The 26707-nt window shown below is 68.3% G+C and carries 23 protein-coding genes and 1 riboswitch; of the genes, 12 read left to right on the forward strand and 11 right to left on the reverse strand.

All coding sequences use genetic code 11. The features are described 5' to 3' along the window. Window positions 1-42 precede the first annotated feature (42 nt). Window positions 43-1122 (reverse strand): MsnO8 family LLM class oxidoreductase, encoded by a 1080-nt coding sequence (locus tag OHA70_RS08165; RefSeq protein WP_328330225.1) that lies wholly within the window; start codon window positions 1120-1122, stop codon window positions 43-45. 493 nt (window positions 1123-1615) lie between these two features. On the opposite strand from OHA70_RS08165, the gene OHA70_RS08170 reads away from it, so the two are divergent. The 6 genes from OHA70_RS08170 to OHA70_RS08195 all read left to right on the forward strand — a co-directional run bounded on the left by OHA70_RS08170 (window position 1616) and on the right by OHA70_RS08195 (window position 9677). Beyond that, window positions 1616-4453 (forward strand): type 2 lanthipeptide synthetase LanM family protein, encoded by a 2838-nt coding sequence (locus OHA70_RS08170; protein WP_328330227.1) that lies wholly within the window; start codon window positions 1616-1618, stop codon window positions 4451-4453. Further along, the gene (locus tag OHA70_RS08175) at window positions 4431-4649 is read left to right on the forward strand and encodes a hypothetical protein (protein WP_328330229.1); all 219 of its coding nucleotides are present in this window, start codon (window positions 4431-4433) and stop codon (window positions 4647-4649) included. The genes OHA70_RS08170 and OHA70_RS08175 overlap by 23 nt, the downstream gene beginning before the upstream one ends. A gap of 18 nt (window positions 4650-4667) precedes the next feature. Beyond that, window positions 4668-4874 carry a hypothetical protein gene (locus tag OHA70_RS08180; RefSeq protein ID WP_328330231.1) on the forward strand — a complete coding sequence of 69 codons (207 nt, stop codon included), beginning with the start codon at window positions 4668-4670 and terminating at the stop codon, window positions 4872-4874. Between the two features lie 114 nt (window positions 4875-4988). Further along, complete coding sequence (locus OHA70_RS08185) at window positions 4989-5183, forward strand: hypothetical protein (RefSeq protein ID WP_328330233.1); 195 nt, start codon at window positions 4989-4991, stop codon at window positions 5181-5183. 147 nt (window positions 5184-5330) lie between these two features. After that, window positions 5331-8252, forward strand: a complete 2922-nt coding sequence (locus OHA70_RS08190) for a helix-turn-helix transcriptional regulator (protein ID WP_328330235.1) — start codon at window positions 5331-5333, stop codon at window positions 8250-8252. Between the two features lie 174 nt (window positions 8253-8426). Beyond that, entirely contained in the window at window positions 8427-9677 is a 1251-nt protein-coding gene (locus OHA70_RS08195; protein ID WP_328330237.1) for an ROK family transcriptional regulator, read from the forward strand. Here OHA70_RS08195 and OHA70_RS08200 read toward each other — a convergent pair. Together OHA70_RS08200 and OHA70_RS08205 are read right to left on the reverse strand one after the other, a co-directional pair. Further along, window positions 9674-10414: an alpha/beta hydrolase gene (locus OHA70_RS08200; RefSeq protein ID WP_328330239.1), complete on the reverse strand. Its 741-nt coding sequence runs from the start codon at window positions 10412-10414 to the stop codon at window positions 9674-9676. The genes OHA70_RS08195 and OHA70_RS08200 overlap by 4 nt on opposite strands. Next, a complete protein-coding gene (locus OHA70_RS08205) occupies window positions 10411-11097 on the reverse strand; it encodes a DUF998 domain-containing protein (protein WP_328330240.1) in 687 nt (228 codons plus the stop codon). Before OHA70_RS08205 ends, OHA70_RS08200 begins: the two co-directional genes overlap by 4 nt. A 57-nt stretch (window positions 11098-11154) precedes the next feature. Here OHA70_RS08205 and lysX point away from each other — a divergent pair, with 57 nt between their 5' ends. The 3 genes from lysX to OHA70_RS08220 all read left to right on the forward strand — a co-directional run bounded on the left by lysX (window position 11155) and on the right by OHA70_RS08220 (window position 16502). Continuing rightward, on the forward strand, window positions 11155-14508 hold the full coding sequence (gene lysX / locus OHA70_RS08210; RefSeq protein WP_328330242.1) for a bifunctional lysylphosphatidylglycerol synthetase/lysine--tRNA ligase LysX: 3354 nt from the start codon (window positions 11155-11157) through the stop codon (window positions 14506-14508). Window positions 14509-14642: 134 nt separating this feature from the next. Beyond that, window positions 14643-15608, forward strand: coding sequence for a hypothetical protein (locus OHA70_RS08215; RefSeq protein ID WP_328330244.1), 966 nt, complete (start codon window positions 14643-14645; stop codon window positions 15606-15608). Window positions 15609-15677: 69 nt separating this feature from the next. Further along, a complete protein-coding gene (locus tag OHA70_RS08220) occupies window positions 15678-16502 on the forward strand; it encodes an alpha/beta fold hydrolase (RefSeq protein ID WP_328330246.1) in 825 nt (274 codons plus the stop codon). 263 nt (window positions 16503-16765) lie between these two features. On the opposite strand, the gene OHA70_RS08225 is transcribed toward OHA70_RS08220, so the two are convergent. After that, window positions 16766-17713 carry a helix-turn-helix transcriptional regulator gene (locus OHA70_RS08225; protein WP_328330248.1) on the reverse strand — a complete coding sequence of 316 codons (948 nt, stop codon included), beginning with the start codon at window positions 17711-17713 and terminating at the stop codon, window positions 16766-16768. Window positions 17714-17816: 103 nt separating this feature from the next. Here OHA70_RS08225 and OHA70_RS08230 point away from each other — a divergent pair, with 103 nt between their 5' ends. Continuing rightward, window positions 17817-18515, forward strand: coding sequence for an SDR family NAD(P)-dependent oxidoreductase (locus OHA70_RS08230; RefSeq protein WP_328330250.1), 699 nt, complete (start codon window positions 17817-17819; stop codon window positions 18513-18515). Between the two features lie 39 nt (window positions 18516-18554). Here the strand turns inward: OHA70_RS08230 and OHA70_RS08235 are convergent, their stop codons facing one another. After that, a complete protein-coding gene (locus tag OHA70_RS08235) occupies window positions 18555-19169 on the reverse strand; it encodes a hypothetical protein (RefSeq protein ID WP_328330252.1) in 615 nt (204 codons plus the stop codon). A gap of 101 nt (window positions 19170-19270) precedes the next feature. On the opposite strand from OHA70_RS08235, the gene OHA70_RS08240 reads away from it, so the two are divergent. Then, window positions 19271-19963, forward strand: a complete 693-nt coding sequence (locus tag OHA70_RS08240; protein ID WP_328330254.1) for an alpha/beta fold hydrolase — start codon at window positions 19271-19273, stop codon at window positions 19961-19963. Here OHA70_RS08240 and OHA70_RS08245 read toward each other — a convergent pair. Together OHA70_RS08245 and OHA70_RS08250 are read right to left on the reverse strand one after the other, a co-directional pair. Continuing rightward, entirely contained in the window at window positions 19925-21298 is a 1374-nt protein-coding gene (locus OHA70_RS08245; protein WP_328330256.1) for an L-serine ammonia-lyase, read from the reverse strand. The two genes, OHA70_RS08240 and OHA70_RS08245, sit on opposite strands and share 39 nt — an antisense overlap. A 77-nt stretch (window positions 21299-21375) precedes the next feature. After that, window positions 21376-21468, reverse strand: a riboswitch (glycine riboswitch). A 76-nt stretch (window positions 21469-21544) separates the two neighbouring features. After that, window positions 21545-21892, reverse strand: a complete 348-nt coding sequence (locus OHA70_RS08250) for a DUF3817 domain-containing protein (RefSeq protein WP_328330258.1) — start codon at window positions 21890-21892, stop codon at window positions 21545-21547. Window positions 21893-21990: 98 nt separating this feature from the next. Between OHA70_RS08250 and OHA70_RS08255 the strand changes: the two genes are divergently transcribed. Then, the gene (locus OHA70_RS08255) at window positions 21991-23445 is read left to right on the forward strand and encodes an alpha/beta hydrolase (RefSeq protein ID WP_328330260.1); all 1455 of its coding nucleotides are present in this window, start codon (window positions 21991-21993) and stop codon (window positions 23443-23445) included. Window positions 23446-23499: 54 nt separating this feature from the next. On the opposite strand, the gene OHA70_RS08260 is transcribed toward OHA70_RS08255, so the two are convergent. From OHA70_RS08260 to OHA70_RS08275, 4 genes are all read right to left on the reverse strand, one after another. Beyond that, window positions 23500-23736, reverse strand: coding sequence for a hypothetical protein (locus tag OHA70_RS08260; protein WP_328330262.1), 237 nt, complete (start codon window positions 23734-23736; stop codon window positions 23500-23502). 178 nt (window positions 23737-23914) lie between these two features. Beyond that, window positions 23915-24478: a hypothetical protein gene (locus OHA70_RS08265; RefSeq protein ID WP_328330264.1), complete on the reverse strand. Its 564-nt coding sequence runs from the start codon at window positions 24476-24478 to the stop codon at window positions 23915-23917. Window positions 24479-24503: 25 nt separating this feature from the next. Beyond that, window positions 24504-25922 carry an aminopeptidase P family protein gene (locus OHA70_RS08270; RefSeq protein ID WP_328330266.1) on the reverse strand — a complete coding sequence of 473 codons (1419 nt, stop codon included), beginning with the start codon at window positions 25920-25922 and terminating at the stop codon, window positions 24504-24506. Between the two features lie 13 nt (window positions 25923-25935). Then, window positions 25936-26706 (reverse strand): putative hydro-lyase, encoded by a 771-nt coding sequence (locus OHA70_RS08275; RefSeq protein WP_328330268.1) that lies wholly within the window; start codon window positions 26704-26706, stop codon window positions 25936-25938. Between the last annotated feature and the right edge of the window lies 1 nt (window position 26707).

Raw genomic sequence — 26707 nt, forward strand, 5'->3', positions numbered from 1 at the left:
AGCCTTTCAGTAGTGGACATCGCCCACTTTAGGCCGGGAGGCTCAGGCAGTCGCCACGAAGTGGGGAGTGTGGCGGGGGACGCTGCGGATGGCTCGGGTGAGGCCTGCGGCGACAGTACGGAGGATGGCCGACCGTACGAGGCTGTCGAAGGCCAGTGGGACCAGCATGAGCTCGTCGGCGCCAGTACTGGCTGCAACCGTCGCCAGACCCGCTGCAACACCAGAGCGGGTGCCGACGACGTACCCGGGCTCGTTCAGCAGCCGCTCGGCCTTGAGCCGCTCGCGCCCGGTGATCGGCGGCTCCAGCAGCTCCATGAGCTCCGCCGGCGTCGCCCTGTTGGCCGCAGTCTTCAGCCGCGACTTCACTCGCACGTACTCCCCCAGCCGCGCGACTGCGTCCTCGTCGGTGTCCGCGGCCACCACTGCCACGGTCACCCCGACGTACGACTTCCCTGTCGGCCCAGTCGGCTCGAAGTTGTCCCGGTACGCCGCTGCCGACGCCAGCGTCCCCGCAGGTGCGCTGTGATGCCCCAGGAAGAGCGGAAGCCCCCGTACTGCGGCCACCTGCGCGCTGGCTGGGTTATCGGTCATCACGAAGACAGGCGGCGGCAGTCCGGCCAAGGCGAGCCGTACGTCGCCAACAGGTGCACGCCCCGGCAGACCGTCCCGGAGGAATCGGCAGAGCTCATCCAGTCGCTGAGGGAAGCTATCCCAGCCCTTCTCGGTCAGACCAAGCGCAGCCGCAGTACTGGGCGGAACAGCCGGCGCCCGGCCGACACCTAGGTCGATCCGGCTCGGGTACGCCGCAGCCAGCGCCGCGAACTGTTCAGCGACTACCAGCGGCCGGTGGTTCGTCAGCAGCACACTGCCCGAGCCCAACCGGATCCGGTCGGTCCTAGCGGCCAGTACCGCGGCCAACACGGCAGGGCTTGCGCCACCGGCACCCCGGACGCCATGCTGCTCTGCAACCCAGAACCTCCGGTAGCCAAGGTCATCGGCGGTCTGAGCCACCTCCACGGTCTCGCGAAGCGCCGCCGCGGCAGACTGGCCAGGCAGCTGCGGCACCACATCGAGTACCGAGTGGGCTGAGACCGGGAGTCCGGGCGTCGCGAGGCTATACACCCGCTCACCGTCGCAGCCCGACCGGCTTTGCGCATGGGGGCTCGGCACCCATGTTCTCGTCCACCCGCCCCCACGCTCCCGGGCCGTCGGCCGGGCGCGAAATTGGGTATCCGAAGCCCTTCCTGACCACTCTGCCCGTCGGGCATCGTTCTCGGCGTCGGCAGTTCGGCAGCACCCAGTGGCCGAACGGCCGACAAAACCACCGGTTCCTGCGCCGTACGGCCTTCCACCAAAGGACGTCCGGCACAGGCGATGCTGGACCGCGGGATGGCTACCCCCAGTCGACATCCCGCGGTACAGCACCCTTTTCTGCCCGTCACCAACTCGTTACCGGCCTCGTACGGAATATGGGGGATCCGTACCCATGCCAGAACCCACGCCGCGATGGCACTCTGAGCGCGTGCTCAACTCCGCAACCGCCGGGACCTCCCGGACCGACCAGTCGACAGCCTGGTGGTCTGCCGGGATAGGTCCCCATGAGCAGGGCCTCTCCATGCCTGCCTGGGCGGAGTACGTCGAACGCAGTACGGCCATGCCGGTCAGTAGGGAATCGATGACACAGGGTTGGCAGCAAGCCCTGGTCCGCTGCCTCGAACCTCTGCTGGCAACGGCGCGGCAAGACCTTACCGCGGCCGGGCAGGACGGCGTACTGACCGAGGAGTTCCTGGACCGGCTGGGGCTGCGCCTGGTACGGCTGGCCTCGCGGACCCTGGTGCTGGAACTCTCCCGGGCCCGCAACCGTGGCGAACTGGCCGGCGCGACACCGGCCGAGCGTTTTCTCGACTTCACCCACCGGCTCGTCGGAGGGAGCGAGCTGGCGGAGTTCCTGGCCGCATACCCGGTGCTGGCCCGGGTCCTGGGCGAGGCGTGCCGACAGGCCGTCGAGGGTCACCTCGAACTGCTGGCCCGCCTCGCCGAGGACCGCGAGCAACTCATCACCGAGCTCCTGTCAGGTACCGACCCAGGCCCCCTGCTGAGCATCGACCCCGGCGGCGACCCCCACCGAGGCGGCCGCTCCACCGCCACCCTCACCTTCACCAACGGCCGGCAACTCATCTACAAACCAAGACCCCTGGACCTCCACGCCCACTTCAACGACCTGGTCCACTGGCTCAACGACAAGACGGCGCTGGACCTCCGTACCGTCGCAGTGCTCCGCCGGCCCGGCTACGGCTGGCTCGAGTACATCCCCCACACCCCTTGCCAGGACCTGTCCGAAGTACGCCGCTTCTACCACCGCCAGGGCGCCCTGCTCGCCTTGCTGTACGTCCTCGACGGAACAGACATGCACTACGAGAACCTGATCGCCAACGGCGACCAACCAGTCCTCGTGGACGTAGAAACCTTGTTCCACCCGAGCAACCCGGTCCATGGTGTGCTCAGCCAGGATCCAGCCCACGCGGCCTTGAGCAGCTCGGTGTATCGCACAGCCCTGCTGCCACTGCTGTTCACCGGCGAACACGGCGTCACCGACATCTCCGGTCTCGGCGGCGACGAAGGCGTGGTCTCACCCACGAACCTGGTGGACTGGGCCGACCCCGGTCTCGACTCCATGCATCTGGTCCGGCGGCCAGGCAAGACCCCGGGCGGACGTAACCGGCCAAGGCTCGACAAGACCGTGGCCGAGCCCCGAGACCACGAAATCGCTTTGATTACTGGGTTCCGGGCCGCGTATGAGGCGATCGCCCGGCACCGCGAGGACCTGCTCGGCCAGGACGGTCTGCTCGCCCGCTGTGCCACCGACGAGATCCGGTACGTCGCCAGGCCGACCCAGACCTACGTAGCCCTGCTCGACGAGTCGACCCACCCCGACGCGCTGCGCGCCGCCGACGGCCGGAGCGCCTTGCTGGACCTGCTGTGGGATGCGGATGCGAGCCTGCACCGGCTCGTACCGTTCGAGCTGGCCGACCTGTGGTCAGGCGACGTTCCACTGTTCACCGCTCGCCCGGCCAGCCGGGACGTCTGGGCAGCCGACGGCACCCGGGTCCCGCAAGTCCTCGCCGCCGAAGGGCTCGCAGCGGTCGAGGCCAAGATCGTGGCGATGGGCGAGATCGACCAGCACCGACAGGAGTGGCTCATCTCGGCCTGCCTGGCCACCCGCCCCGAGCCAGTGGTCCATGCCAGTACTACGAAGCGCCTCGGCCCCGGCGCCGTCGAAGCCGACCCGGAGCACCTGCTCGCCGCCGCGACCGACATCGCCGACGAGATCACCGCCCACGTAGTCGGCAACAGCGGCGGCCCGGCGAACTGGCTCGGCCTTGAACTCATCGACGAGCACCACTGGGCAGTCATGCCGATGGGCGCCGGACTGTCCAACGGGTACGTCGGTACTGCGGTGTTCCTGGCCCAGATCGGCGCGCTGACCGGCGCTGAGAAGTACAGCGAGCTCGCCCGCGACTCGATCCGCAGAATCCCTTCCCTGCTTGACGCTCTGGCCTCCGACCTCGACTCCGCCCAGGCCGTCGGTTCCGGCCTCTACGGGCTCGGTGGAATCAACTACGGCCTCAGCAGGCTGAGCCAGTTGCTGGACGACTCAGAGATCGCCAGCTGGCTCACCACCTCACTTGAACTCTCCGCCAGGCTCCCCGTCACCGACGAGTTCCCGAGCTACACCGAGGGCGCCGCCGGTGGGCTGACCGCCATGATGGCGATCTCCGACCATCCACTCGCGACCCAATTGGCCACCCGGTACGCCGGCGAGCTGCTGCGGGCCGTCGAGGCCGGAGTACACCGCGGCCGGCTGGAGCCCGAGGCGGGTTTCGCCCGCGGGTACAAGGGAATCGCCTGGGCGCTGGGGCGGTACGGCGTACCGGGTAACAAGTACAAGAACGCGGCAGCGGTCGCGATCGACCTCGACCGGCAGAGCGGTCCCGCCAACCCTGGTTGGTGTTCAGGCGATGCCGGTACCGCGCTGGCGCAGCTGACCGCGACTGCCCCGACCGACCTCGAGACCTATCTCAAGGTCGCCACAGAACGTCCGGTGCTCGCCGACATGAGTCTCTGTCATGGCGAGCTCGGCGCGGTCGAGCCACTACTGTGGCTGACCGAACGCGAACACCCAGCGATTGAGGCGGTCCGGCGTCGCCGGGCCGGGCTGGTGCTCGCCGCAGTACAGCAGTACGGACCGCAATGTGGTACGCCGAGGGGGGTGACCTCGCCCGGCCTGCTGACCGGTCTGGCGGGTGTCGGCTACGGGCTACTGCGTCTCGGGTTCGGGAGTCGCATCCCATCCGTCCTGCTGCTCGAACCGAAGACGGGTACCGAGCACAGCACCGGTACCGGCCCGAACATCATCGACAGGGGAAATCATGACCGCCCAGCACACGCATGACGATCAACTGGAACCTCAGCACCAGCCTGATGGCGCCGAGTCCGGCACCGATCCGGTGGGTCCGATCCATCTTCCGCTCCGCTCCCGTCTGGGCAGCCGGGCGAACGCGCTGGTCGGTGTCGTCGGCGTCGCCGCCTTCGGCATCGTGATGGCCACTGACGGCTGCAGCACCTGGCCGACCATCAGCAAGCCCTGACTAGGACAGAGGATCGTCATGACCGCCCAGAACCTTCCGAACGAAGACCTTCCCGAAGCCGAGGCCGGAGCCGAAACCGACCCGCTCGGCCCGATCGTGGTACCGGCCCGCTCCCGGATCGGTAGCCGCGCGCTGGCCCTGGTGGGCACCGTCGGTCTCACCGCGCTCGGCCTCGCCAGCGTCCTCGACGGCCCCAGCACCTGGCCGACCATCAATCACCTGTGAGCTCACCGGCTCGCTGATTGCCGGAGACAACGATCAACCAGCGGCCATCCCGGACCCGGCGCCCATCCACAGCGCCGGCTCCGGGTGGTCCACCTCTGACAAAGGACCCCTGCCATGAACACCCAGCCCAACCTGAACGCTCCGACCGACAAGCAGCCCGAGACCGACCCGATCGGCCCGATCATGGTCCCGGTGCGCTCCACCATCGGCGCCCGCGCCCTGGCCCTGGTCGGCACCGTCGGCTTCGCCGCCCTCGCCGTCGCCGTCGCCGACACCTGCAGCACCTGGCCGACCATCAGTGTCAACTGACCGTTCTGCCGGGCCGGCGGACCAGACCAGATCCACCGGCCCGGCAGAACGAACGTTTGACCCAGTCCCGGTCTGGAACATCACGAGGCAGGACCAACGTGCCGATATGACTGCGACGGCAACAAGTCGTCGTTAGAGTAAGCAGGCATGCAGACCCATGCGCCCAAAGTGGTCGGCAGAGCCGGGGAGATCGCTGATCTCGACCGGCTGCTGACCGAGGCTCGTGCCGGTCGTGGGGGTGCGGTTTTCCTGCTCGGCGAGCCTGGCATCGGCAAGAGCAGGCTGGCCGCCGTCAGTACCACCATCGCTCTCGACACCGGGATGGCCACGCTACGCGGCCGAGTAGGTGCAGTGGGCAACATGGTCGCCTTCCGGCCGTTCACCGAGGCGCTGCTGTCGTTGATCCGGCGCGGTGAGATGCCACAGTCGGAGGGGCTCGGACCGTACCGGCAAGTGCTCGGCCGGCTGGTCCCCGACTGGGATGACGGGACGGCCCACGAGACCGCGAGTTCTGCCGTCGTCCTGGGCGAGGGCATCCTCCGGCTGCTGACGCTGGTCGGCAAGGACCGCGGCTGCCTGCTGGTCCTCGAGGACCTGCACGGCTCCGACCCGGAGACGCTGGCAGTGGTCGAGTACCTGCTCGACAACCTCGCCGAGCAACCGATCGCGCTGGTCGCGACCGTGCGCTCCGAGCGCTGCGCAGCTCAGGAGCTGGCAACGCTGTCAGCCCAACGCGGCACCGCCGAGTTGATCGATCTGCAGCCGTTGCGCCGGGACGAGGTCGGCGAGCTCGCGGCGGGGTGTCTCGAGGTACCGGCGGCCGGCGTACCGGATCAGCTGACCGGCCAGCTCTGGCGGGACAGTGCCGGAATCCCTTTCATCGTTGAGGAACTGCTGCAGGAGTTCAGCCGGTCGGGGCAGCTGCTGTCGGCTCCGGACGGCAGCATCCAGCTCGTCGAAGGACTGCAGACCAACGTGCCCGCCGCGGTCATCCGCAGCATCAGCAGCCGGACCAACCAGCTGGGCCCGCAGTCGCGCGACCTGCTGATCCTGGCGGCAGTCATCGGGCATCGCTTTCCCCTGAGCGTGGTCCGTAAGGCGACGGGCACCGACGAGCGTCTGCTGCTCGCGACCCTGCGAGCCGGGCTGGCGGCGCAGCTGGTCGGCCCGGACGAGCCGGTACCAGACTGGTACGCGTTCCGGCACCCGTTGACCGCAGATGCGCTGCTGGCCGGGCTCACGCCGACCGAGCGGGCGATGCTCGCTCGCCGCTGCGCCGACGCGATCGAGGAGCTGCACCCCGGCCTGCCTGGCGAGTGGTGCCAGATGGTCGCCAAGCTTGCCGAGACCGGTGGGGACATGGCTCGGGCGGGGCGACTGTTCGCCACCGCCGGCCGGAGGTCCTTCGACGACGGCTCGATGGGCTCGGCGGTGAACCTGCTCGAGCGGGCCACCACGCTGCTGTCCGACGACCCCGACACCAGCTACCGGGCCGAAGTACTGGGCTCTCTGCTGATCGCGCTCAGCGAGACCGGCTTGTTCGACGAGACCGGCCGGCATGCGGAGACCATCGAGGAGATGGCTGACCGCAACCTGGACAGCCGCAAGGTCGCCGCACTGCACATCCAGCTGGCCAACCTCGAACACATGGCCGGCCACTGGTCTACAGCGATGACCCAGGTCGCGACTGCCCGCTCCTTGCTCGGCCCGGCGGGCAGCGACGCGGACCTGGCGCCGCTGGACGCCATCGCCGCCCACCTCGAGCTGGCCCGGCCCAGCCCTGGTCGGCTCCGCTCGGCCACCGAGCTGGCCACCCGTGCAGCCGAGGCCGCCGAGCGCGCCAAGCTGCCTGCGGTCGCCTGCGACGCGCTGCAGTTGCTCGGCATCCTGTCGCGCGAGCACGACCTGGCAAAGTCGATCGAGTACTTCCACCGCGCCCGGCAGGTCGCCGAAGAGCACAACATGACCTTCCAGCGGGTCTGCTCGCACCTGTTCCAGGCCGGCACCATCTGCCTCACCAACGGGAGCATCGTCGAGCTGGAACGGGCCCAGCAGCAGGCGCTGCGGATCGGTGCCATCCCGCTCGCGTACGAGGTCGACGGCATCCTCGGTCAGCAGGCGATCCTGCGCGCGGAGTACGACAAGGCCGCGGTGATCCTGGAGGAGTGCCTGGAGGTGACCACCCGACTCAAGCTCGGCCGCGGCGCCACCTACATCTTGGTGACCAAGGCGATCATGTACGCCCACCAGGGCCGCCGTGGACTGATGGAGCAGACCCTCCAGGAAGCCGCCGGCTGGGGCGAACGCGGCTCGACCGAGCTCCCCTACTCCTACGGCCTGGCCAGGACGTTCTGCGCCCTTCTCGAGGAGAACCGGGAACTCGCCGACTCGGAGATGGCCCAGGCGCTCGCGTACGACGCCCAGAACCCGACCACCTTCCACACCTCCGGCAAAAACGGTCTCGGCCTGCTGCTCGGTGTACTGGCGAAGCGGCACAGCTGGCCGCACCTCGAAGCGGTGACCGCCACCGCGGCGAGCGGGATGCGCTGGAACCAGCAGTTCGTCCAGTTGGCCCACGCCGTGCTGCTCGGCCGCGACGAACAGTTCGCCGAGGCAGAGGCGATGGTCGCGGAGGCACTGGAGACTTCGTCGCTGTACCCGATGGCTCAGCACCTTGGTCTGCGGCTGGTTGCGGAGGCTGCGGCTGAGGACGGGTGGGGGGAGCCGGTGGTTTGGTTGCGGCAGGCGGAGGATTACTTCCATAACGCTGAGGTGCCGGCGGTGGCTAGTGCTTGTCGGAGTATGTTGCGGCAGTTGGGGGCTACCGTTTCGCAGCGGCGTACTGGGTCTGATCAGGTGCCGGCTCATCTCAGGCAGCTGGGGATCACTACGCGGGAGTTCGAAGTTGTGCAACTGCTGGTGGATCGGATCGGGAACAAGTCGATCGCTTCGCGGTTGCACATCTCGCCGCGGACGGTGGAGAAGCATGTCGCGAGCTTGATGACCAAGACTCAGCAGCCGGATCGGGAGGCGTTGAGCAGCTTTGCGCGGACGGTGCTGCAAGACTGAAGTTGCAGGACTGATCCCGGGCCGGGCGCGTGTGCTGGGCCGCGGGACGTGGTTCGGGTGATAGTTGTCGACTCACGGAAATTCCGGGCGACCGCCCGCCCTGGAAACTCCGGCGGCACACGCGCAACTGGCCGGATAATTTATGAACGCTCGCTTTATATATAGGATGGGCGAGTGGCAGGCAAGGGGTCGGACATGGGCAAGGGAACGGTCGGCGGCGGCGGTACGACGATGCTGCGGCGGATCAACGTCGCCGCAGTGCTGGACGCGGTCCGCCGCTCGGCACCGGCACCGCTGCGCGTCGCAGAACTGGTCGAACGGACCGGACTGGCCAGGCCGACGGTGGCCCAGGCCGTCGACGAACTGCTGGACGCCGGCTGGCTGCAGCAGCACGGTCCTGACTCCGCGGACCGCTCGCTGGGCCGCCCGGCCATCCGGGTCTCCCTTCGCGGGCGCGCGGCGCCGGTGCTCGGGCTGGACGTCGGCCCGCACCGCGTCACGGTCGGAGTCTCCGACCTGGCCGGCCGCAAGCTCTCCCTGGTACGCCGGTCCGGCCCGGGCTGGACGGCCCAGGAGCTGCTGGGCGTCATCAGCGAGGTGATTACCGAGGCACTGGCCGAGGCAGAGGTCCCCGCTGAGGACATCGCGGCAGCCGTCGCAGCCAGCCCCGGCATCGTGGACGAGCACACTGGCCGGGTCCAGCTGGTCCCGTCCGTACCGGGCTGGTCCGCGATCGACCTGACCAAGCACGTCCGCAGCCTGCTCGACTGCCCGGTCATGCTGGACAACGACGCCAACCTGGCCGCGTTGGCCATTGCCGCGGCCCGCGGCGGTACGGGCACTCTCCTGGCTGTTCAGTGGGGTGAGCGGCTCGGTGCCGGCATCGTGATCGACGGCCGGCTCCACCGCGGTACGGGTGCGGCCGGTGAGATCGGCTTCATCGCCACCGCTCCGGACGACGTGATCAACCCCGAGGACAGCCGCGGCCCGCTGGAGCGGGCTGTCGGTTCCGAGGCCATTGCCGAGCTGGGCCGTCAGGCTGCGCTCGCCAACCCGGACTCCCGGCTGGCCGAGCTTGGTCGCGACCAGCTCGACACGGCGGACGTGTTCGCCGCAGCGGCAGAGCGCGACCCGGTGGCGCAGGCAGTGGTCCAGCAGGTCGCCCGGGACTTCGCCCGCGCGCTGGCGCCTGCAGTACTGGTCCTCGACCCCACTGCCGTCGTCATCGGTGGCGGTGTCGCTCGGGCCGGAGCAGTACTGCTCGACGCCATCTCCGACCAGCTCCGGCTGCTCACCCTCAACCACCCCAAGCTGGAGCTCTCCGCCCTGGCCGAGGACGCAGTAGTCACCGGCGCGATGCGGATGGCCCTCGACGAGGTCTGGCAGCGCAAGCTCCCCACCCCCGCCCTCACCACACCTGCCTAAAAGCCTGCGATGGCCTTGGCGATGGCGTCGGGCCGGTCCAGGTGGACCAGGTGCGCCGAGTCAGGCAGTACTTCGACAGTGGCGTTCAGCTTGGCGGCCAGTGCTCGTTGACCGGCCACCCAGCCGTTCGCTGTAAAGCGGGAGCTGCCCCCGGTCGCCACCAGGACGACAGTGGGCGGCAGTACCGCCGGTGGAGACTCCAGTAGCCGGGCAACCTCGGCCGCGAGCTCCCAACTGCCAGTCAGCTCGTCCCAGAACAGCAACCACGAGTCAGCAGCGCCGTACCGGAGCCGGGCCGTCGCGGCCGACAGCAAGTCTTTGTTCCGCGTGCTGCCAACCCGGATGAACAATCGCCGCGCAGTAGTACCAAGCAGCTGCGGTACTCCGAACCGCCCCATCCCCCGCAACACCGCCCTCACCACGCGGTCCCCCACCGTCCCCGGGTAAAGCCACCGCCATCCGGTCTCCGACGTAAGACTCGAGTCGATCAACACCACCCGGTCAACTTCCCCCGGATGCGTGAGCACCCACCGCAACACCGCCAGCCCGCCGATCGAATGCCCGAGCAACCCGACGGGAAGCGTCAGGCCCCGGCGCAACTCCGATACCGGTGCCGTGATCGGCGTGAGCCACGGGTCGAGCACGTGCAGCTCACTGCCGGACAGCATGGAGCGGACCTCGCCGAACTCCTCAGGAGCCTCCGCCAGTCCCGGCACCATCACCCAGCTGCTACTCATCGAGTGAGAGTCTCCCGCAGACCGGGCATCACTGTTGCGAGCATCAGGCAGACCAGTACCACCGACGCGCGTTGGAGGATCCCAGGCGGGTGCGCGTCGTCGCCGTTCAACTCCTGGATGCCGATCGCGACAGTGAGCCAGATCTGGCTGACAAGCGCCGCTCCGGCCATCACTGCGGCGGTCCGGCCGCGCAGCCTGCCCCAGCCCACACGCCGCAGTATCAGAAGAACGAAGACCGCCATCGCCACGCAACCGACCCCGGCGACGGTCGACAGCGTCGCGTGGAGGAACAAGGCCAGACCGGCCCGGCCGCTGTCCTCCGATTCCAGGCAGGCTTGGCTCACCGACGGCGCACAGTCCAACGGGAGGAACACAGTGCCGACCGTCCCGACACCGAAGAGCGCGGTGCTGATCAGGAGCCCAGCGACGTCACGGTGCATGCGGGCGGCCGAGCGGGCCAGCACGGCCGCGAGCACCAGCAAGATCCCGGTAGCCAGGTCCATCGCTCGCGCATAGACACTGGTGGGCTGATCCAGCGCCCCCAGTTCACTGAGCATCGAATACCGGAGACCGAGCGGAAAGCCGGCCGCCAGTTCCAGTAGCAGGCTGCAGTAGAGCACTGCCGCGGCGACCATCAGGCCCCGGATCAACCGGTAGGGAAACAGGGCGGGGACGACCATCATGACCGAAGAGTCGCATATGAGACCAAAGTCAACACCGGAGGATGGGATGATCGCTGGGTGTCGTCGGAACGTGTCATCCCGCAGTGGCAACAGCGCGCGGCCGTCTGGGTCGGGCGGGTCGTCGTGTTCGCCTCGATCTGGTCGTTCCTCGCGATCCCGTTGCACCTGTTCGCGCCCGCCTATGTGAAACGGGTCGACCAGGCCTTCGACTTCTTCGGCATCCCCGCCGGCCACACGTTCTTCTCGGCCGTCTACCTCGCCGTCGTCGGCAGCGCGCTGTTGCGTGGCAAGCGCGCGGCGCTGCTCTGGGTCCTGTGGGTCTTCGAGGCGCTGTGGCTGCTCACCGCGGTCGCAGCGGTGGGGCTGGCCAGCGTCCGGCTGGCGAATCCGCGGGACCAGGACCTGATCAACGAGTTCGGCGAGGCCAAGCCGCAGGACCTCGAGCTGGCCATCGTCCAGGTGATCGTGGTGGCCGCGCTGGTGCTGCTGCTGTGGAAGATCCGCGCCGCCTTCCCGGCCCGGCTCGCGCCCGGTACCCGCCGGCTCGCGGTCGGCGCGCTGATCGGTGGCCTGCTGATCTCGATCACGGTCAGCATCATGCTGACCCAGGCCTTCCCCCGGACGCTGACCGGCCAGCGGGAGAAGGTCGGCTGGGCGGTGATCGCCGCCCTCGGCCAGAGCCGCAGCAAGATGGGCGAGGGGCACGAGGGCCACGGCTGGGTCGGCCTGACCGTCGGCGCGATCTCCGCGGCCTCGCTGGTGTTCGCCTTCGCAATCTTTCTCCGGTCGGTACGCCGGGTCCGCTACCTCAGCCAGGCCGAGGAGCTGCAGGTACGCCGGCTGTTGCTCGAGTACGGCGAACGCGACTCGCTCGGCTACTTCGCCACCCGGCGGGACAAGGCCGTCGTCTTCGCGCCCGACAACCAGGCAGCGATCGCCTACCGCGTCGTCAACGGCGTCAGTCTCGCCAGCGGCGACCCGATCGGCGATCCAGCGGCCTGGCCCGGCGCGATCCAGCGCTGGCTGGCCGAAGCCCAGAACTACGGCTGGTCCCCTGCCGTGCTGTCTGCGAGCGAGGAGGCCGCGCACGCGTATGTCGACGCCGGTCTGCGCGCGCTCGCGATGGGCGACGAGGCGATCATCGACGTCGCGGACTTCACACTCGAGGGCCGGACGATGCGCCCGGTCCGCCAGGCGGTCACCCGGGCACAGCGGGCCGGCTACCACGCCGAGGTGCGGCGTCATGGCGACCTTTCCCCCGAGGCACTCGCGGAGTACGTGAAGCTCGCCGAGAAGTGGCGTGGCGCGCAGACCGAGCGGGGTTTCTCGATGGCGCTCGGGCGGCTCGGCGATCCCGCCGACGCCCGCTGCGTGATGGTCGTCGCGCGCGACTCCGACGGTGCGGTCCGGGGTCTGCTCTCGTTCGCTCCCTGGGGACTGCGCGGGGTGTCGCTGGACCTGATGCGGCGCGATCCCGAGTCCGTGAACGGCCTGATGGAGTTCATGGTCAACGCCCTGGTCGAGGCCTGTGGCGATCTGGGCGTGCACCACATCTCGCTGAACTTCGCGATGTTCCGGGAGATCTTCAGCGACGCCGAGCGCGTCGGCGCCGGGCCGGTGCTGAGGCTCACCAACGCCTTACTGACCGCCGCGTCGAGGTTCTGGCAGCTGGAGAGCCTGTACCAGTCCAACGAGAAGTATCTGCCGCGCTGGTCACCGCGGCTGATCTGCTACTCGCGTGGCGCCTCGCTCGCCCAAGTACTGCTGGCCGCTGGTACTGCGGAAGGCTTCCTGCCCGCACCCCGGCCGTGGACCCGGGTCGACAGCGCCGAGACCGCCGAGCGGCACGCGATCATGGCTGCCGACGGCGGGCAGTTCGCGGCCGCCGTACGGGAGCAGGAGCGAGAGCTGCTGCGGCCGGTACTGCCGGATCGCAAGCTCACCGAGCAGGAGCAGATCCGGCGTGCCAAGCTCGCCAAACTCGTTGCCAAGGGCATCGAACCGTACCCGGTCACGGTGCCGCGAACCGAGACGCTGGAACGGATCCGGGCGCTGCACCAGAACCTGCCGCCCGACCACCACACCGGTCACGAGGTCTCGATCACCGGCCGGGTGCTGCGGATGCGCGACCATGGCGCAATGTCGTTCGCCTTGTTGCAGGACGGTCTGTCCAGCCTGCAGGTGATGCTGTCGAGCGGCGCGGCCGGCGCGGAGTCGGTCGAGAACTGGCGGCGCCTGGTCGACATCGGTGACCACGTCAGCGTCACCGGTGAGGTCGTCACCAGCCGCCGGGGCGAGTTGTCGATCGCCGCGACCGAGTGGTTGATGGCGGCCAAGTGCCTGCATCCCCTGCCCGACAAGCGAAAGGGCTTCACCGACCCGGAGGCGCGGGTGCGGCAACGGCACCTCGACCTGGTGATGAACCCCGACTCGCTGCAGATGATGCAGCAGCGCAGTACGGCGGTCCGGGCGTTGCGGAACGGGTTCGAGACCCGCGGCTTCATCGAGGTCGAGACGCCGATGCTGCAGGCGGTGCACGGTGGCGCCAACGCGCGGCCGTTCGTCACGCACATCAACGCGTACGACACCGACCTGTTCCTGCGGATCGCGCCCGAGCTGTTCCTCAAGCGGCTCAGCGTCGGCGGGATGGGCAAGATCTTCGAGCTCAACCGCAACTTCCGCAACGAGGGCGCGGACGCCACGCACAACCCCGAGTTCACCTCGGTCGAGGCCTACCAGCCGTACGCCGACTACAACGTGATGCGCGAGTTGACCCGTGAACTGCTGATCGAGGCCGCGACGGCGGTGTTCGGCAAGCCGGTGGTGCAACGGCCCGACGGCGAGGTCGACATCTCCGGCGACTGGCCGGTGATCACCGTGCACGACGCGGTCGGTCGCGCGACCGGTGTACCGGTCGATTCATCCACCCCGATCGAGCGTTTGCGTGAGCTGTGCGCGGAGCATGGCGTGCATGTCGGTTTCGACATGTCCGCAGGCGAACTCGTGCTCGAGCTGTACGACGAACTGGTCGAGCCGACGACGACCCTGCCGACCTTCTACACCGACTTCCCGCTCGAGACGTCGCCGTTGACCCGCACCCATCGCAACGACCCGCGGCTGGCCGAGCGCTGGGACCTGGTCGCCTTCGGTGCAGAGATCGGTACGGCGTACTCCGAGCTCGTCGACCCGGTCGAGCAACGGCGGCGGCTCACCGAGCAGTCCCTCAAGGCGGCCGCGGGTGACCCCGAGGCGATGTCGCTGGACGAGGACTTCCTCAGCGCGCTCGAGTACGCGATGCCCCCGACCGGCGGGCTCGGCATCGGCGTCGACCGGGTGATGATGATGCTGACCGGCCAGAACATCCGCGCCACCCTCGCCTTCCCGTTCGTCCGGCCCACTCCGCGCAACTGAAGTGGAACCGGTCCTCGCGTTCTTACGTCTGACCTGCTCTATTGCTGACCTAAAGGGGCCGCTGGGCTCGCGGGGAATCCCTTTGCCACTTAGGGTTTGCTGACAAGGGGAACATCGAGGACCTGGGGGCATTCATGCGCAGAACTCTGTCCATTTCCGCCGGCATCGCCGCGCTGGCGCTGGCGGCAGGATGCGGCGGTTCGGACGACGGTGCGAAGACGCTGGCGAGCGTCGACCCGACGACCAGTACGTCGTCCACCGAACCGACGACCGCACCGACGTCGGCGCCCACTTCGGCACCGGTCTCGACCGCGCCGCCGAAGCCGGCCGGGCCGTTGACGCAGGTGCAGTACCAGGGTGAGCTGCTCGGGATCGACAAGCGGCTGGCCAACGACATCAACGCGCTGGGCCGGGTGAAGACCGAGGACAGCCTCGATACCGCGATGCAGAACCTCACCCAGACGCTGAACGCCGAATCGCTCAAGGTGGGATCGATCAAGCCACCGGCCCGCGCAGTCGCCGCGAACCGGGTCCTGCAACTGCGGTTGAAGAACGCGGCCACCTCGCTGTCGAACGGCGACACCAGCGACATCGGCTGCGGCGGGCTCGCGTACGTCTCGCAGGCAATCCAGCGCCAACTCACCGCGACGCTGTCGCCCGCGGCCGTGCAACTGCGGTCCATCGGGCTGATCTTCGGCCGGACGCTGCCCGACCTCGGCCCGGAGCCGACCGACAACCGCCCGTCGAACGGTGACGTCATCGTCCGCAGCGGCAAGGGCGGCTCCGGCGCGCTGCGGGTCAAGAACGGGTCGTCCACCGATGTGGCGGTCTCGATCGTCACCACCGGCAAGGCGCCGAGCAAGCCGCACATCATGCTGTACGTCCAAGCGAAGAAGACCGCGACCGTCTACCGGATCGGCGGCGGGTACCAGCTGTACGTGAAGAGCGGCAAGGACTGGAACCCGAAGCGGCGCCAGTTCAGCTCCGACTGCTCGTTCAAGAAGTTCGACCAGCCGTTCAGCAAGAACCAGGGCTGGGAGGTCCAGCTGCAGGCCTCGGTGCTGGGCAACGCGTCGTCGAGTGAGGTCGACCCGTACTAGATCTTCTCAGCTATGTGACATCGGCCATGTCACGATGACAGCGATCCACCCCGGGGTCACCATGAGTTCATGAGCGCTACTGCGACCGTGACCGTGGCCGGTGTTCCCGGGGTGGAGATCGCGTACGACCGCAAGGGCGCCGGCCCGCCGCTGGTGCTCCTGCACGGCATCGGCCACCACCGGCAGGCGTGGGACCCGGTGATCGAGCAGCTGGCCGAGTCGCGGGACGTGATCGCGCTGGACTTCCCGGGTTTCGGCGAGTCTCCCGACGTACCGGCCGGCATCCCCGACGAGGTCGACTCCTTCGCCCACGCGGTCGAGGCGTTCTGTACTGCGCTCGACCTCGGCAAACCCGACGTAGCGGGCAACTCGATGGGTGGCCTGGTCGCCCTCCGCCTCGGCCAACTCGGCTCGGTCCGCTCCGTCACGGCACTGTCCCCGGCCGGCTTCTGGACTCCTCGCGAACGTTCCTGGGCCCTCAACGTCCTGACCAACATGCGCCGCGTGGCTCAACGCACCCCCGACGCGACCATCCGCAGAATGGCCCGTACTACGGCCGGCCGGCGCGTGATGACAGGCATGATCTACAACCGCCCGGCCCAACGCAGCCCCGAAGCCGTGGTCGCCGAAACCTTCGCCATGCGCACCGCCCCAGCCTTCGACCGAGTAGCCCGCCTGGCCAAATCCGGCACCACCTTCGAAGGCGACGTACCGGACATCCCAGTCACCATCGCCTGGGGCACCCACGACCGAATCCTCCTCCCCCGCCAAGCCGCCCGAGCCCACCTCCAACTCCCCCAGGCCCGAATGATCCCCCTCTACGCCTGCGGCCACGTCCCCATGAACGACGCCCCAGCCCTAGTAGCCCAAACCATCCTCAACACCGCCCCCTGAGCGAGCCCTCCGTGGCGGGCTTGAACACCAAACGTTGGGCTTGAACATGCTGTGCCCTGTTCAAGGTCACCGTTAGGTGTCCGAGCCCACCACTGGTGGGCTCGCGGGGGACGCGGTGGGCTCGGACACGCAATGGTGGGCTTGAACAGGCAACGGTGGGCTTGAACAGGCAATGGTGGGCTTGGACACGTTATTTCTTGTCCTCAGGCACCGTTTGGTGTTCAAGGTCGCCACAACAACCTCGGGTGGCAGGCCGTTGAGGATCAGCGTTCGCCAGCGCGACGCGCAACTGCCTTGCGGACCTCGTCCTTGGTCGCAGGTTCGCCGCTCCCGTCGAGGTTCGGCCAATCGAGCGTCTCGTCCTCCTCGTCAGTCAGGGCTTGCAGGCCCAGGACTGAGAGGAGGCGGAGTTTTTCGGCGGCTTCGGTGTCGGGGGCGGCTGTATAGACGACCAGGCGGAGGTCGCTGCCGGGGGCGGTGAGGACATCGCAGTCCAGTTGCATCGGGCCTAGTTCGGGGTGGTTGATCGTTTTGACGTTGGACTCGTGGAAGCCGACCACGTGGTCGTCCCACATGCGGGCGAACTTGGGGCTGCCGGTGCGAAGTTCCTGGATCAGGGCGCGGAGGTCGCCGTCGTTGGGGTAGCGCGCGGTGGCTGCCCTCAGGTCGGTGACCATCGCCCGCGTGAAGTCGGCGGCCTGCTCCGGGGTTTGGGCGACGCGGTTGAATCCCACGGTCCCGCCCAGCATGAAGTGCCGCCAGATGATGTTGCGCTCGCGACCCCGTAGTACGGACGGGTCACCGATCAGTGCCGACCAGAGCGGGTTCCAGGTGATCATCGTCCAGGAAGCGGCGCACACGCAGATCGGCGCACCTCCGAGCTGGCTGATCAGCCGCTGCACCCCGGGCGGGATGTACGTCGAGATCGCACCGGGCCGCGGTGGCGTCTGACCGGCCAGGACGAACAAGTGGTCGCGCTCTGAGTCAGTCAGGCGGAGCGCCCGGGCCAGCGCCGTCAGCACCTGGGTCGACGGCGCGGATGACCGGCCCTGCTCGAGCCGGAGGATGTAGTCCACCGACAACCCAGCGAGCAGCGCCAGCTCTTCGCGCCGGAGCCCCGGCGCCCGCCGCCGCCCACCCGCGGGCAGGCCGGCCTCGGCGGGAGTCACGCGATCTCGCCAGGCGTGCAGGGTCTTGCCGAGTTCAGACACGACTCCAGTATCCCCCGCAGCGCCCGGGACAGCCTGGGTACTGCCAGTCCCCAGGACAAAGCGTGCACTACCTGCAACACCGCCCAGCGACGAGATTGGAGCCATGACCACAACATTGATCACCGGGGCCAACAAGAGCCTCGGCTACGAAACAGCCCGTCAACTCGTTGCCCTCGGCCACACCGTGTACGTCGCCGCGCGCGACCCCGAGCGTGGACAGAAAGCGGCCGACGAGCTGGGCGCCCGCTTCGTCCAGCTGGACGTGACGGATGACGAGTCGGTCCAGAACGCCGCCAAGCACGTCCAGGCCGAGGCCGGCCATCTCGACGTACTGGTCAACAACGCCGGTATCTCCGGACCGTTCAGGCCCGCGGACGAGCTGACCGCCGACGACTTCCAGGCCGTCTACAACGTCAACGTCTTCGGCGTCTTCCGGGTCCTGCACGCCTTCCTGCCGTTGCTCAAGGCAAGCGACAACCCGGTCGTCGTCAACGTGAGCAGCGGTCTCGGCTCGATCGGGATGGCCACCGATCCCACCGTCCGCGAGTCCGCCTGGATCCCGACCCCGATCTACAGCTCCTCGAAGTCCGCCCTCAACATGCTCACCGCCCAGTACGCCCACCTCAACCCGGAGATGCGGATCAACTCGGTCGACCCCGGCTACACCGCCACCGACTTCAACGGCCACCGAGGCCACCAGTCCATCCCCGAAGGCGCCGCCAGCATCGTCCGCCTGGCCACCATCGACAAGACCGGCCCCACGGCGACGTACCAGCGCAACGCCGGCATCGTCCCCTGGTGATGGCAGCCAAGGTGGCAACGCGCCTGTCATGACAACGGGTCAGGGACGCAGGGTTTCCAGCAGGGCGACCAGCGCTTCCGCGATCGTCGTCGGGCGCGGGCGCTCCGGCGGGCCGCTCGGGGTGACCGGCGGCTGCCCCGGCGTACTCGGAATGCCAGGCGTGCCAGGAGTGCCAGGCGGTTGGGTGGCCGGTGGCCGGGGTGGCGTTTTAGTTGCCGGAGGCATCGAAGGCAGCGGCCGCTCGGCCACACTCGGCACCGGCTTCAAGGGATGACGCGTACCACCCGTCGGCCCCGAAGTCGGCCCGGCGGTCGCTCTCGGCTCCTCCGGTGAACCATCGGTCGGCGCCTTAGTCGGACCACCCACCGGCGGCTTCGCCGCACGGCAAGCCTGATCCGGCCCCGGCAGGCACGGCAGCTCAGTCTCGCGAGGCGAAACCGGTGGCGTCTGCCCCACTGGCACCGGCGGCAGCGGCTGCCCCGGCTCCCCGGACCTCATCGGCCCAGCAACCGGCTCCGCCGCTTCCGGCCCACCCCCACCCGGCAACGGAATCAGCGGCGCCCCGATCCGCGGCCCACCCAGCACACTCACCAGGAACAAAACGGCATAGACGCCCACCGGCACGGCGACAACAACGGCAACTCGGCGGGGCATCCTCACAAGACCCGCACCGTACCGTTCAAAGGAGTGTTTAAAACACCCCTTGGCCGCATCTTTCCTCGCCAGCGCAGACTATTTCTGAGAACCTGGCCCGCATGTCATCGCTCGTGTTGCTGCATGGACTGGGAGCTACCGGTCGGGTTTGGGATGGGTGGGCGCAGCCGCGGGTTGCGCCGGACCTTCCGGGGCACGGGAGTGCGCCCACGCTTCCGCAGTACACGTTCGGGTCGATGGCTGCCGCTGTTGCCGACGCGTTGCCGGCACGACGTGGGGTGGTCGTCGTCGGGCATTCGCTTGGCGGGGTCATTGCGCTCGAGCTGGCCAGTGGGCGGTACGGCGTACAGGTGGATCGGGTTGTTGCGTTGGGGGTGAAGGTGACCTGGTCGGCGGATGACCTCGGGCGGGCCGGTGCGTTGGCGCAGAAGCCGATCGGGTGGTTCGACAGTCGCGACGAGGCGGCTGCCCGATTCCTCAAGGTCTCCGGACTGCAAGGGCTGGTCGACCCCGCGAGCAACTCCGTCGACCACGGGCTCAAAGAGGTCGACGGCCGCTGGCGGCTCGCCATGGACCCGGGCACCTGGGGAGTAGGCGCTCCGAAGATGGCTGAGTTGATCGCAGCGAGCCAGGCGGACGTCGTACTGGCCAGGGGTGAGCTCGACCCGATGAACACCGATGCCGAACTGACCGCGTTAAGCGGTCCGGTGCTCACCCTGACAGGTCTCGGGCACAACGCTCATGTGGAGGATCCGTCAGCACTCGATCACGTTCACGGCCAGGCCGCCTCGTGACGTCTCCTTGTACTTGATCTTCATGTCGGCGCCGGTCTCGCGCATCGTCTTGATCACCTTGTCGAGCGAGACGACGTGCACGCCGTCGCCGTGCATCGCCATCCGGGCCGCGTTGATCGCCTTCATCGATGCCATCGCGTTGCGCTCGATACACGGGATCTGAACCAGCCCGCCGACCGGGTCGCAGGTCAGGCCGAGGTTGTGCTCCATCGCGATCTCGGCCGCGTTCTCGACCTGCTCCGGAGTTCCACCCAGTACTTCGCACAGCCCGGCGGCCGCCATCGAGCAGGCCGAGCCGACCTCACCCTGGCAGCCGACCTCGGCCCCGGAGATGGACGCGTTCTCCTTGTACAGAACGCCGATCGCCGCCGCGGCCAGCAGGAACCGGACCACACCGTCTTCCGTTGCCCCCGGCACGAATCGCCGGTAGTAGTGCAGTACGGCGGGAATGATGCCCGCGGCACCATTCGTCGGCGCGGTGACGATCCGCCCGCCGGACGCGTTCTGCTCGTTCACCGCGAGCGCGAACAGGTTGACCCAGTCCATCACCTTCAGCGGGTCCACCGAGTACTTGTCGCTGCTCAGCTTGGCGTGCAGCGCGTGGGCCCGGCGCGGCACCTTCAGCCCGCCCGGCAGCGTGCCCTCGGTCTCGCAGCCCTCCTCGACGCAGTCCTGCATCACCTGCCAGATGTGCAGCAGGCCCTCGCGGATCTCGGGCTCGGTCCGCCAGGCCAGCTCGTTGGCGAGCATCACCTCGCTGATCGGCAGCCCCGACTCCTGGCAGCGGACGAGCAGCTCGTTGCCGGACAGGAACGGGTACTTGAGCGGAGTACGGTCCGCGACGATCCGGTCGCCGGCCGCGGCGTTCTCGTCGACCACGAAGCCGCCGCCGACCGAGTAGTACGTCCGCTCGCGCAAACAGGATCCGTCGGCGGCCCGGGCCACGAAGGTCATCCCGTTGGGGTGGTACGGCAGCGCCTTGCGCCGGTGCATGATGAGCTGGTTGTTCTCGTCGAAGACGATCTCCCGCTGCCCGGCGAGCCGCAGCCGGCCGGCCGAGCGGATCGCGGCGACCCGGCTCTCGACCGTACGGGTGTCGACCGTCTCCGGGTCCTCACCCTCCAGGCCAAGGATGACGGCCTTGTTGCTGCCGTGGCCGTGACCGGTGGCGCCGAGCGAGCCGAAGAGTTGCGACTCGACGGCGGTCGTACGGTCGAGTAACCCGTCCGCGACCAGGCCGAGAGCGAAGGTGCGGGCGGCTCGCATCGGTCCCACGGTGTGGGAGCTCGACGGGCCGATCCCGATGCTGAACAGGTCGAACACGCTGATCGCCATGCTGGAGGCCTCCTGGTCGTCATTGACCGATTGGTATGCCTCCCCGCTCTGTCAGGCAGTGTGCCTTCCAGAGGTGCCTCGCCCGTACGGTGAAGGTGCCTGAGAGATTCTTGGGGAGAGTTGCTCCTACGGCGCCCGGGTCTGGCCCGGGTCTCTCCCGCACGGGTTCATGCGGCTGCTGATTTCAGTACTCGCCGCGACGGTACGGCGGACCGGCCGGGCGCGTCAATCCGGCAGCGGGTGAACTCAGGACAACCGGTTGGTGCGCTGCGCCCAGAGCTCGAAGAACCAGGTGAACAGCGGCGGGATGCTGGCCGCCAGCGCGGCCAGCGTGACCGGGACGGTCCAGCGCAGCGGCTTGCGGACCGTCAGCACCGTGATCACGTACGCGATGAAGATCGTGCCGTGCACCGGGCCGAAGATCTTCACGCCGATCTCGTTGTCGGACAGCACGTACTTGAACAGCATGCCGATCAGCAGGCCGGTCCAGGAGATCGCCTCGGCGATCGCCACCGCCCGAAAGACGGTGGCGTGCTTCGATCCGGCTGGGCCTCTATCAGCAGATGCAGTTGCAGCGGTCGTCGTCTCAGTCATCAGGTCAATGACCCTAACAAGTCCCCCAAGGCCGGCCAGGGGTTCGGGTCGGGTCCGTCCCTGATGTGCACTGGAAGACGTTTACCGAGGATCGGGGGATGAAGCTCATCACCTGGGGTGCGGTCGTCGGCGTCATGTTCGCCGGCCTGACCGCGGTACCGGCAACAGCCGTGCAGTCCAAGGCCTTGCAGTGGTCGCAGTGCGAGGTCAAACCCAAAGAAGATCCCAACGTCGTGGCCGGCTCCGAATGCGCGACCCTGCAGGTCCCCGTGGACTGGAACGACCCGAACGGTCCCACCTTCGGCCTGGCCATTGCCCGGCGTACTACTAAAGACCCGATCGGCACGCTCGTGTTCGGCCCGGGCGGTCCCGGCGACTCGGGCGTCGACCGGATCCGGACCGGGATGAGCCGGTTCAGCGATGCGCTGGAGGACAAGTTCGACATCGTCAGTTTCGATCCGCGTGGGATCGCCCGCAGCAACCCCGTCGTCTGTTCGGCCGCGCTACTCGCCAAGCAGCCCTCGCCGCAGATCACCAGCCGGGCCGGGTTCGACCGGACGATCCGCTACAACCGCGAGCTGGCCGAGGACTGCCGCGCCCACACCGGGCCGGTGTACGACCACATCGACACCCTGCAGACGGTCCGCGACGTCGACGCGATCCGCGCGGCGCTGGGTGAGACGAAGATCAGCTTCCACGGCAGTTCGTACGGGACGTTGCTGGGTGAGCTGTACGCCGAGAAGTACCCGCAGCGCCTGCGCGCGCTTGTCCTGGAGAGTGTCTTCAACCATGGCGACCAGACGACCAGCGAGTTCCTCGACGCCCAGGCGGCGACCGCGCAGGACTCGTTCAGCGAGTTCGTGAAGTGGTGTGCTGAGGCGACCGCGTGTTCGCTGCACGACCGCGATATCCATGCACTGTGGGCGGATCTGCTCGCCCGAGCCGGTCGCGGCGAGTTGCCGGATCCACGGCAGGCGAGCGTCAAGGCGACGCCGTACACGCTGACCTTCGGGGTGTTCCGGATGCTCTACGAACCGCAGTGGGCCGCGCTCGCCGACACCCTGAAACGGCTGGAGACGAGCCAGCCACCGACGGGTGAACCGCCGGTACCGACCGGGTTGGCGCCGAATACGCTCGCGCCGTTTTGCCAGGACCTCAGTCTGCCGGTGCGTTCGTACGGCGAGTTCTCGGCGCTCGTACGGCGGCTCGCCCGGAACAACCAGGACCTGAAGATCCCGCCGACGCTGCTCGCGGTGACCAACTGCCTGGGCCTGCCGAAGGCGGCGAATCCCCAGCAGGACTTGAGAATCCACGGTTTGCGGACGCCCGCTCTGCTCGCGAACGCGCTGCACGATCCGGCCACCGGCTACAGCTGGGCAGCCGACGTTGCCCGCCAGTTCGGCCGGCAGGGCGTGCTGCTCACCTACCAGGGCTGGGGTCACGGCAGCTACACCAAGAGTCCTTGCGTCGGGCAAGCAATCGACAACTACCTGATCTCGCTGACCGTCCCACGCCGCGGCACCAGCTGTCCCGCAGTACCGCCGACAGCCTGAGCAGTTGAAACGACGGTCCCCCCGCCGGGCATGGCGAGGGGACCGTTGCTTGGTTCAGACGCAGACCAGGTGCGCTTCCTGTACGCGGGTCAGCGACCCGCTGCGCAGCACCTCGGTGGACAGCTCGAGCAGTCGGGCGCAGGCGCGCTCGAGAGCTTCGGACTGTGACCTGCAGCGGTCGACGAACCAGTAAGGATCGTCGGGCTGCAGATCATCCGTGTCATCGATGTCGGCGTACCAGTGGTGGTCGCCGGCGCACGTACAGTGCACTACCCGCACTCGCAGGTTCATCATGTAAATCCCCCCGTGCCGTAAATCCCTGGGATCCCCCCCGGGTTCCCAGTCGGGGCCAGCTCGGCCGGTGCGCAGCCGCGGCCCCCCACTACCGCGCACCAGGCCGAGATTGACCCTCCCCCGCTCCTTACATCGTGCAGGAAGCCCCGGCGTTACCACTCATAGCTGAATTATTTTAAGTGATTGCTTGACTACCCACAGTCGCTGCTTTGACCACGTTCTGCGAGAACACCAGCAACACGAACCACACCAGCGCCACGAACGCCAGCCCGACCGACAAGAAGCTCAGCAACCCGACGACTTCGCCGATCCGATCGCCACCCGACACCACGACCTGCCGCTGCCCGATCAGCAGGCTCAGCACCACCGAGACCGCCTCCACACCCCGCAACCATCGCGCGCGCTGCTCCAACGATCGATCCCCGGCCTTGTCGGCCGCCCGCATCAATCCGGTGCAGGTCAGGATGATCACCATCCCACCGACCACGGTCAGCAGCACCAGCCGGATCTCGCCACCGAACACGGGCCGGCCGCCCAGCAGCGGGAGCAGCTCGGGCAAGGAGGCGACGGCGCCGACGAAGGCGAAGCCGCAGGCCACCCGGAAGGCGTTGTCGAGTCGCCAGAGGCGGCGCAGCCCGAAGTACAGCATGAGCCAGCCGGCCAGGTCGACGACAACGTCGACGCCTCCGTACCTGAAGTCGAGCAGGACGACCAGCATCCCCCAGCCGATCAGCTTCATGCCATCACGGTACGCAACACCTAGGTCACTTTGGGAGGTGGGATTGGGTCCAGGTTTCGAGGCCGTCGGTGGTGATGGGGAGGGCTTCGGTGAGGATTTCGAGGCGGTCGGAGTGGACGACCACGTTGTCTTCGATGCGGATGCCGATGCCGCGGAGTTCGGGTGGGATGGTTTCGTCGTTGGGGTGGAAGTAGAGGCCGGGCTCGACAGCCAGGGCCATGCCGACGTCCAGGTCGGCGGCGAAGTAGGTCTCGGGGCGGGCCGCGTCGCAGTCGTGGACGTCCAGGCCGATGTAGTGGCCGAGGCCGCAGACGACGTACCGGCGGTGCTGTTGACCGTCCGGCCCGAGCGCCTCGTCCAGCGAGACGTCGAGGACACCCCAATCCTGGAGTCCCTCGATCAGCACCCGCATCGCCTCGTACTGGAAGGCACGGTACGGCGCACCCGGGCGGACCGCTGCCAGGGCGGCGACCTGAGCCTTATGGACCAGGTCGTGCACCTGCCGCTGAGCCGGCGTGTACTCACCGGTCACCGGGAAGGTCCGGGTCACGTCAGCCGTGTAGAGCGTGCGCGTCTCCACCCCGGCGTCGAGCAGGATGACATCGCCCTCGCGGACGGCGCCGTCGTTGCGGACCCAGTGCAGCACCGGTCCATGGTTGCCAGCAGCAACGATTGACGCATAGCCCGGCCCGTTGCCCGCAGTACGGGCTCGCCGGTCGAAGGTGCCCTCCAGCCAACGCTCGCCACCACCCCGTACGGCCTCAGGCAGCTCCCGAGCCACATCCCCGAACGCCTGCACACTCGCGGCGACCGCCTCGCGCAGCTGATCGAGCTCCCAGTCATCCTTGATCCGCCGCAACTCGGCGAGCACCTGCCGCAGCTCCTGCGTGCCACCACCCCCGACGAACGCGTCCAGCAACGGCTCCACGCCGTACGTCGTGAGCATCGCCGGTACTGCGCCGCGCACGGCAGTAGGCAACTCCTCGATCGGCCGGCACGGCAGCTGCAACGCATCGGACCAGTCCTTCAACCCAGGTACCGGCCCGATCCACAGCTCCCCGTCCCGCGCGTTCGCGAAGAAGTCGGCCTCGCCAGGCCCCGCCGTCTCGCGCAGATAAAGCGTCGCGTCGCCATCACCGGAGATGACCAGCACCGAGCCCTCGGCCTGACAACCAGTGAGCCAGACGAAGTCGCTGTCCGCGCGGAACAGGTAATCCGTGTCGTTCGACCGAACCGGCGCCCGGCCGGCAGCGACCGCGATCCGGCGCCCGGGCAGCGCGGCACTCAGCTTGCGCCGGTGCTCAGCCGCGGCATCGGCGAGCCCGTCCGGCAACACCACCGACCGGTCGACCGGCCCCCAGTCCCGTGCGATCGATGCCCGGAACCCGGCCGCGTCGATCGGCCGGTAGGACTTCCGCTGCTCTTCGGTCCGGTCTTCGGTCATCTGCTGCTCCCTATCAGGGCTCGCGATAAACGGCATCCGGCACGTCGGTCACGAACATGTGCCCAGGGGCGTGGGTGATCGCGAACGGGGGCCTGGAATCCATCAACGCAGCTTGAGGGGTGACTCCGCAAGCCCAATAAACAGGAACATCACCAGACTCCGCATCCACCGGGTCGCCGAAGTCGGGATGCCCCGGGTCCGCGATGCCCAACGCTTCGGGCGAACCCACGTGAACAGGCGCGCCGTGCACCCGAGGCATCCGCGCTGTCACCTGTACCGCGGTCGCCACCAACGCCGCCGGGATGGGCCGCATCGACACCACCAGCGGGCCACTCAACCGTCCCGCCGGACGGCACTCGCGATCGGTCCGGTACATCGACACGTTCCGCCCCTGCTCGATGTTGCGCACCGGGACACCCGCGTCGAGCAGCGCGCGTTCGAAACTGAAACTGCAACCGATCAGGAAGCTCACCAGATCGTCCCGCCACAGATCGACGACGTCAGCCGGCTCGTCGACCAGCTCCCCGTTCCTCCAGACCCGGTACTTCGGAAGATCGGTGCGCAGGTCAGCGCCCGGCGCCAAGACCGTGCTGGTCGACCCCGCATCGGTGACGTCAAGCAGGGGCACGGGCTGCGGGTTGCGCTGGCCGAACAGCAACATGTCGTACGCCCAGTCGCGCGGCAGTACGACGAGGTTCGCCTGCGTGAAGCCAGGCGCGTGGCCCGAGGTCGGCGCGACCAGCCCACCCCGGTACTGCGCTCGCGCGTCGGCCGGGGTCAGCATG

It is taken from the genome of Kribbella sp. NBC_00382 (genome assembly GCF_036067295.1).
In the GTDB taxonomy this organism is placed as follows: domain Bacteria; phylum Actinomycetota; class Actinomycetes; order Propionibacteriales; family Kribbellaceae; genus Kribbella.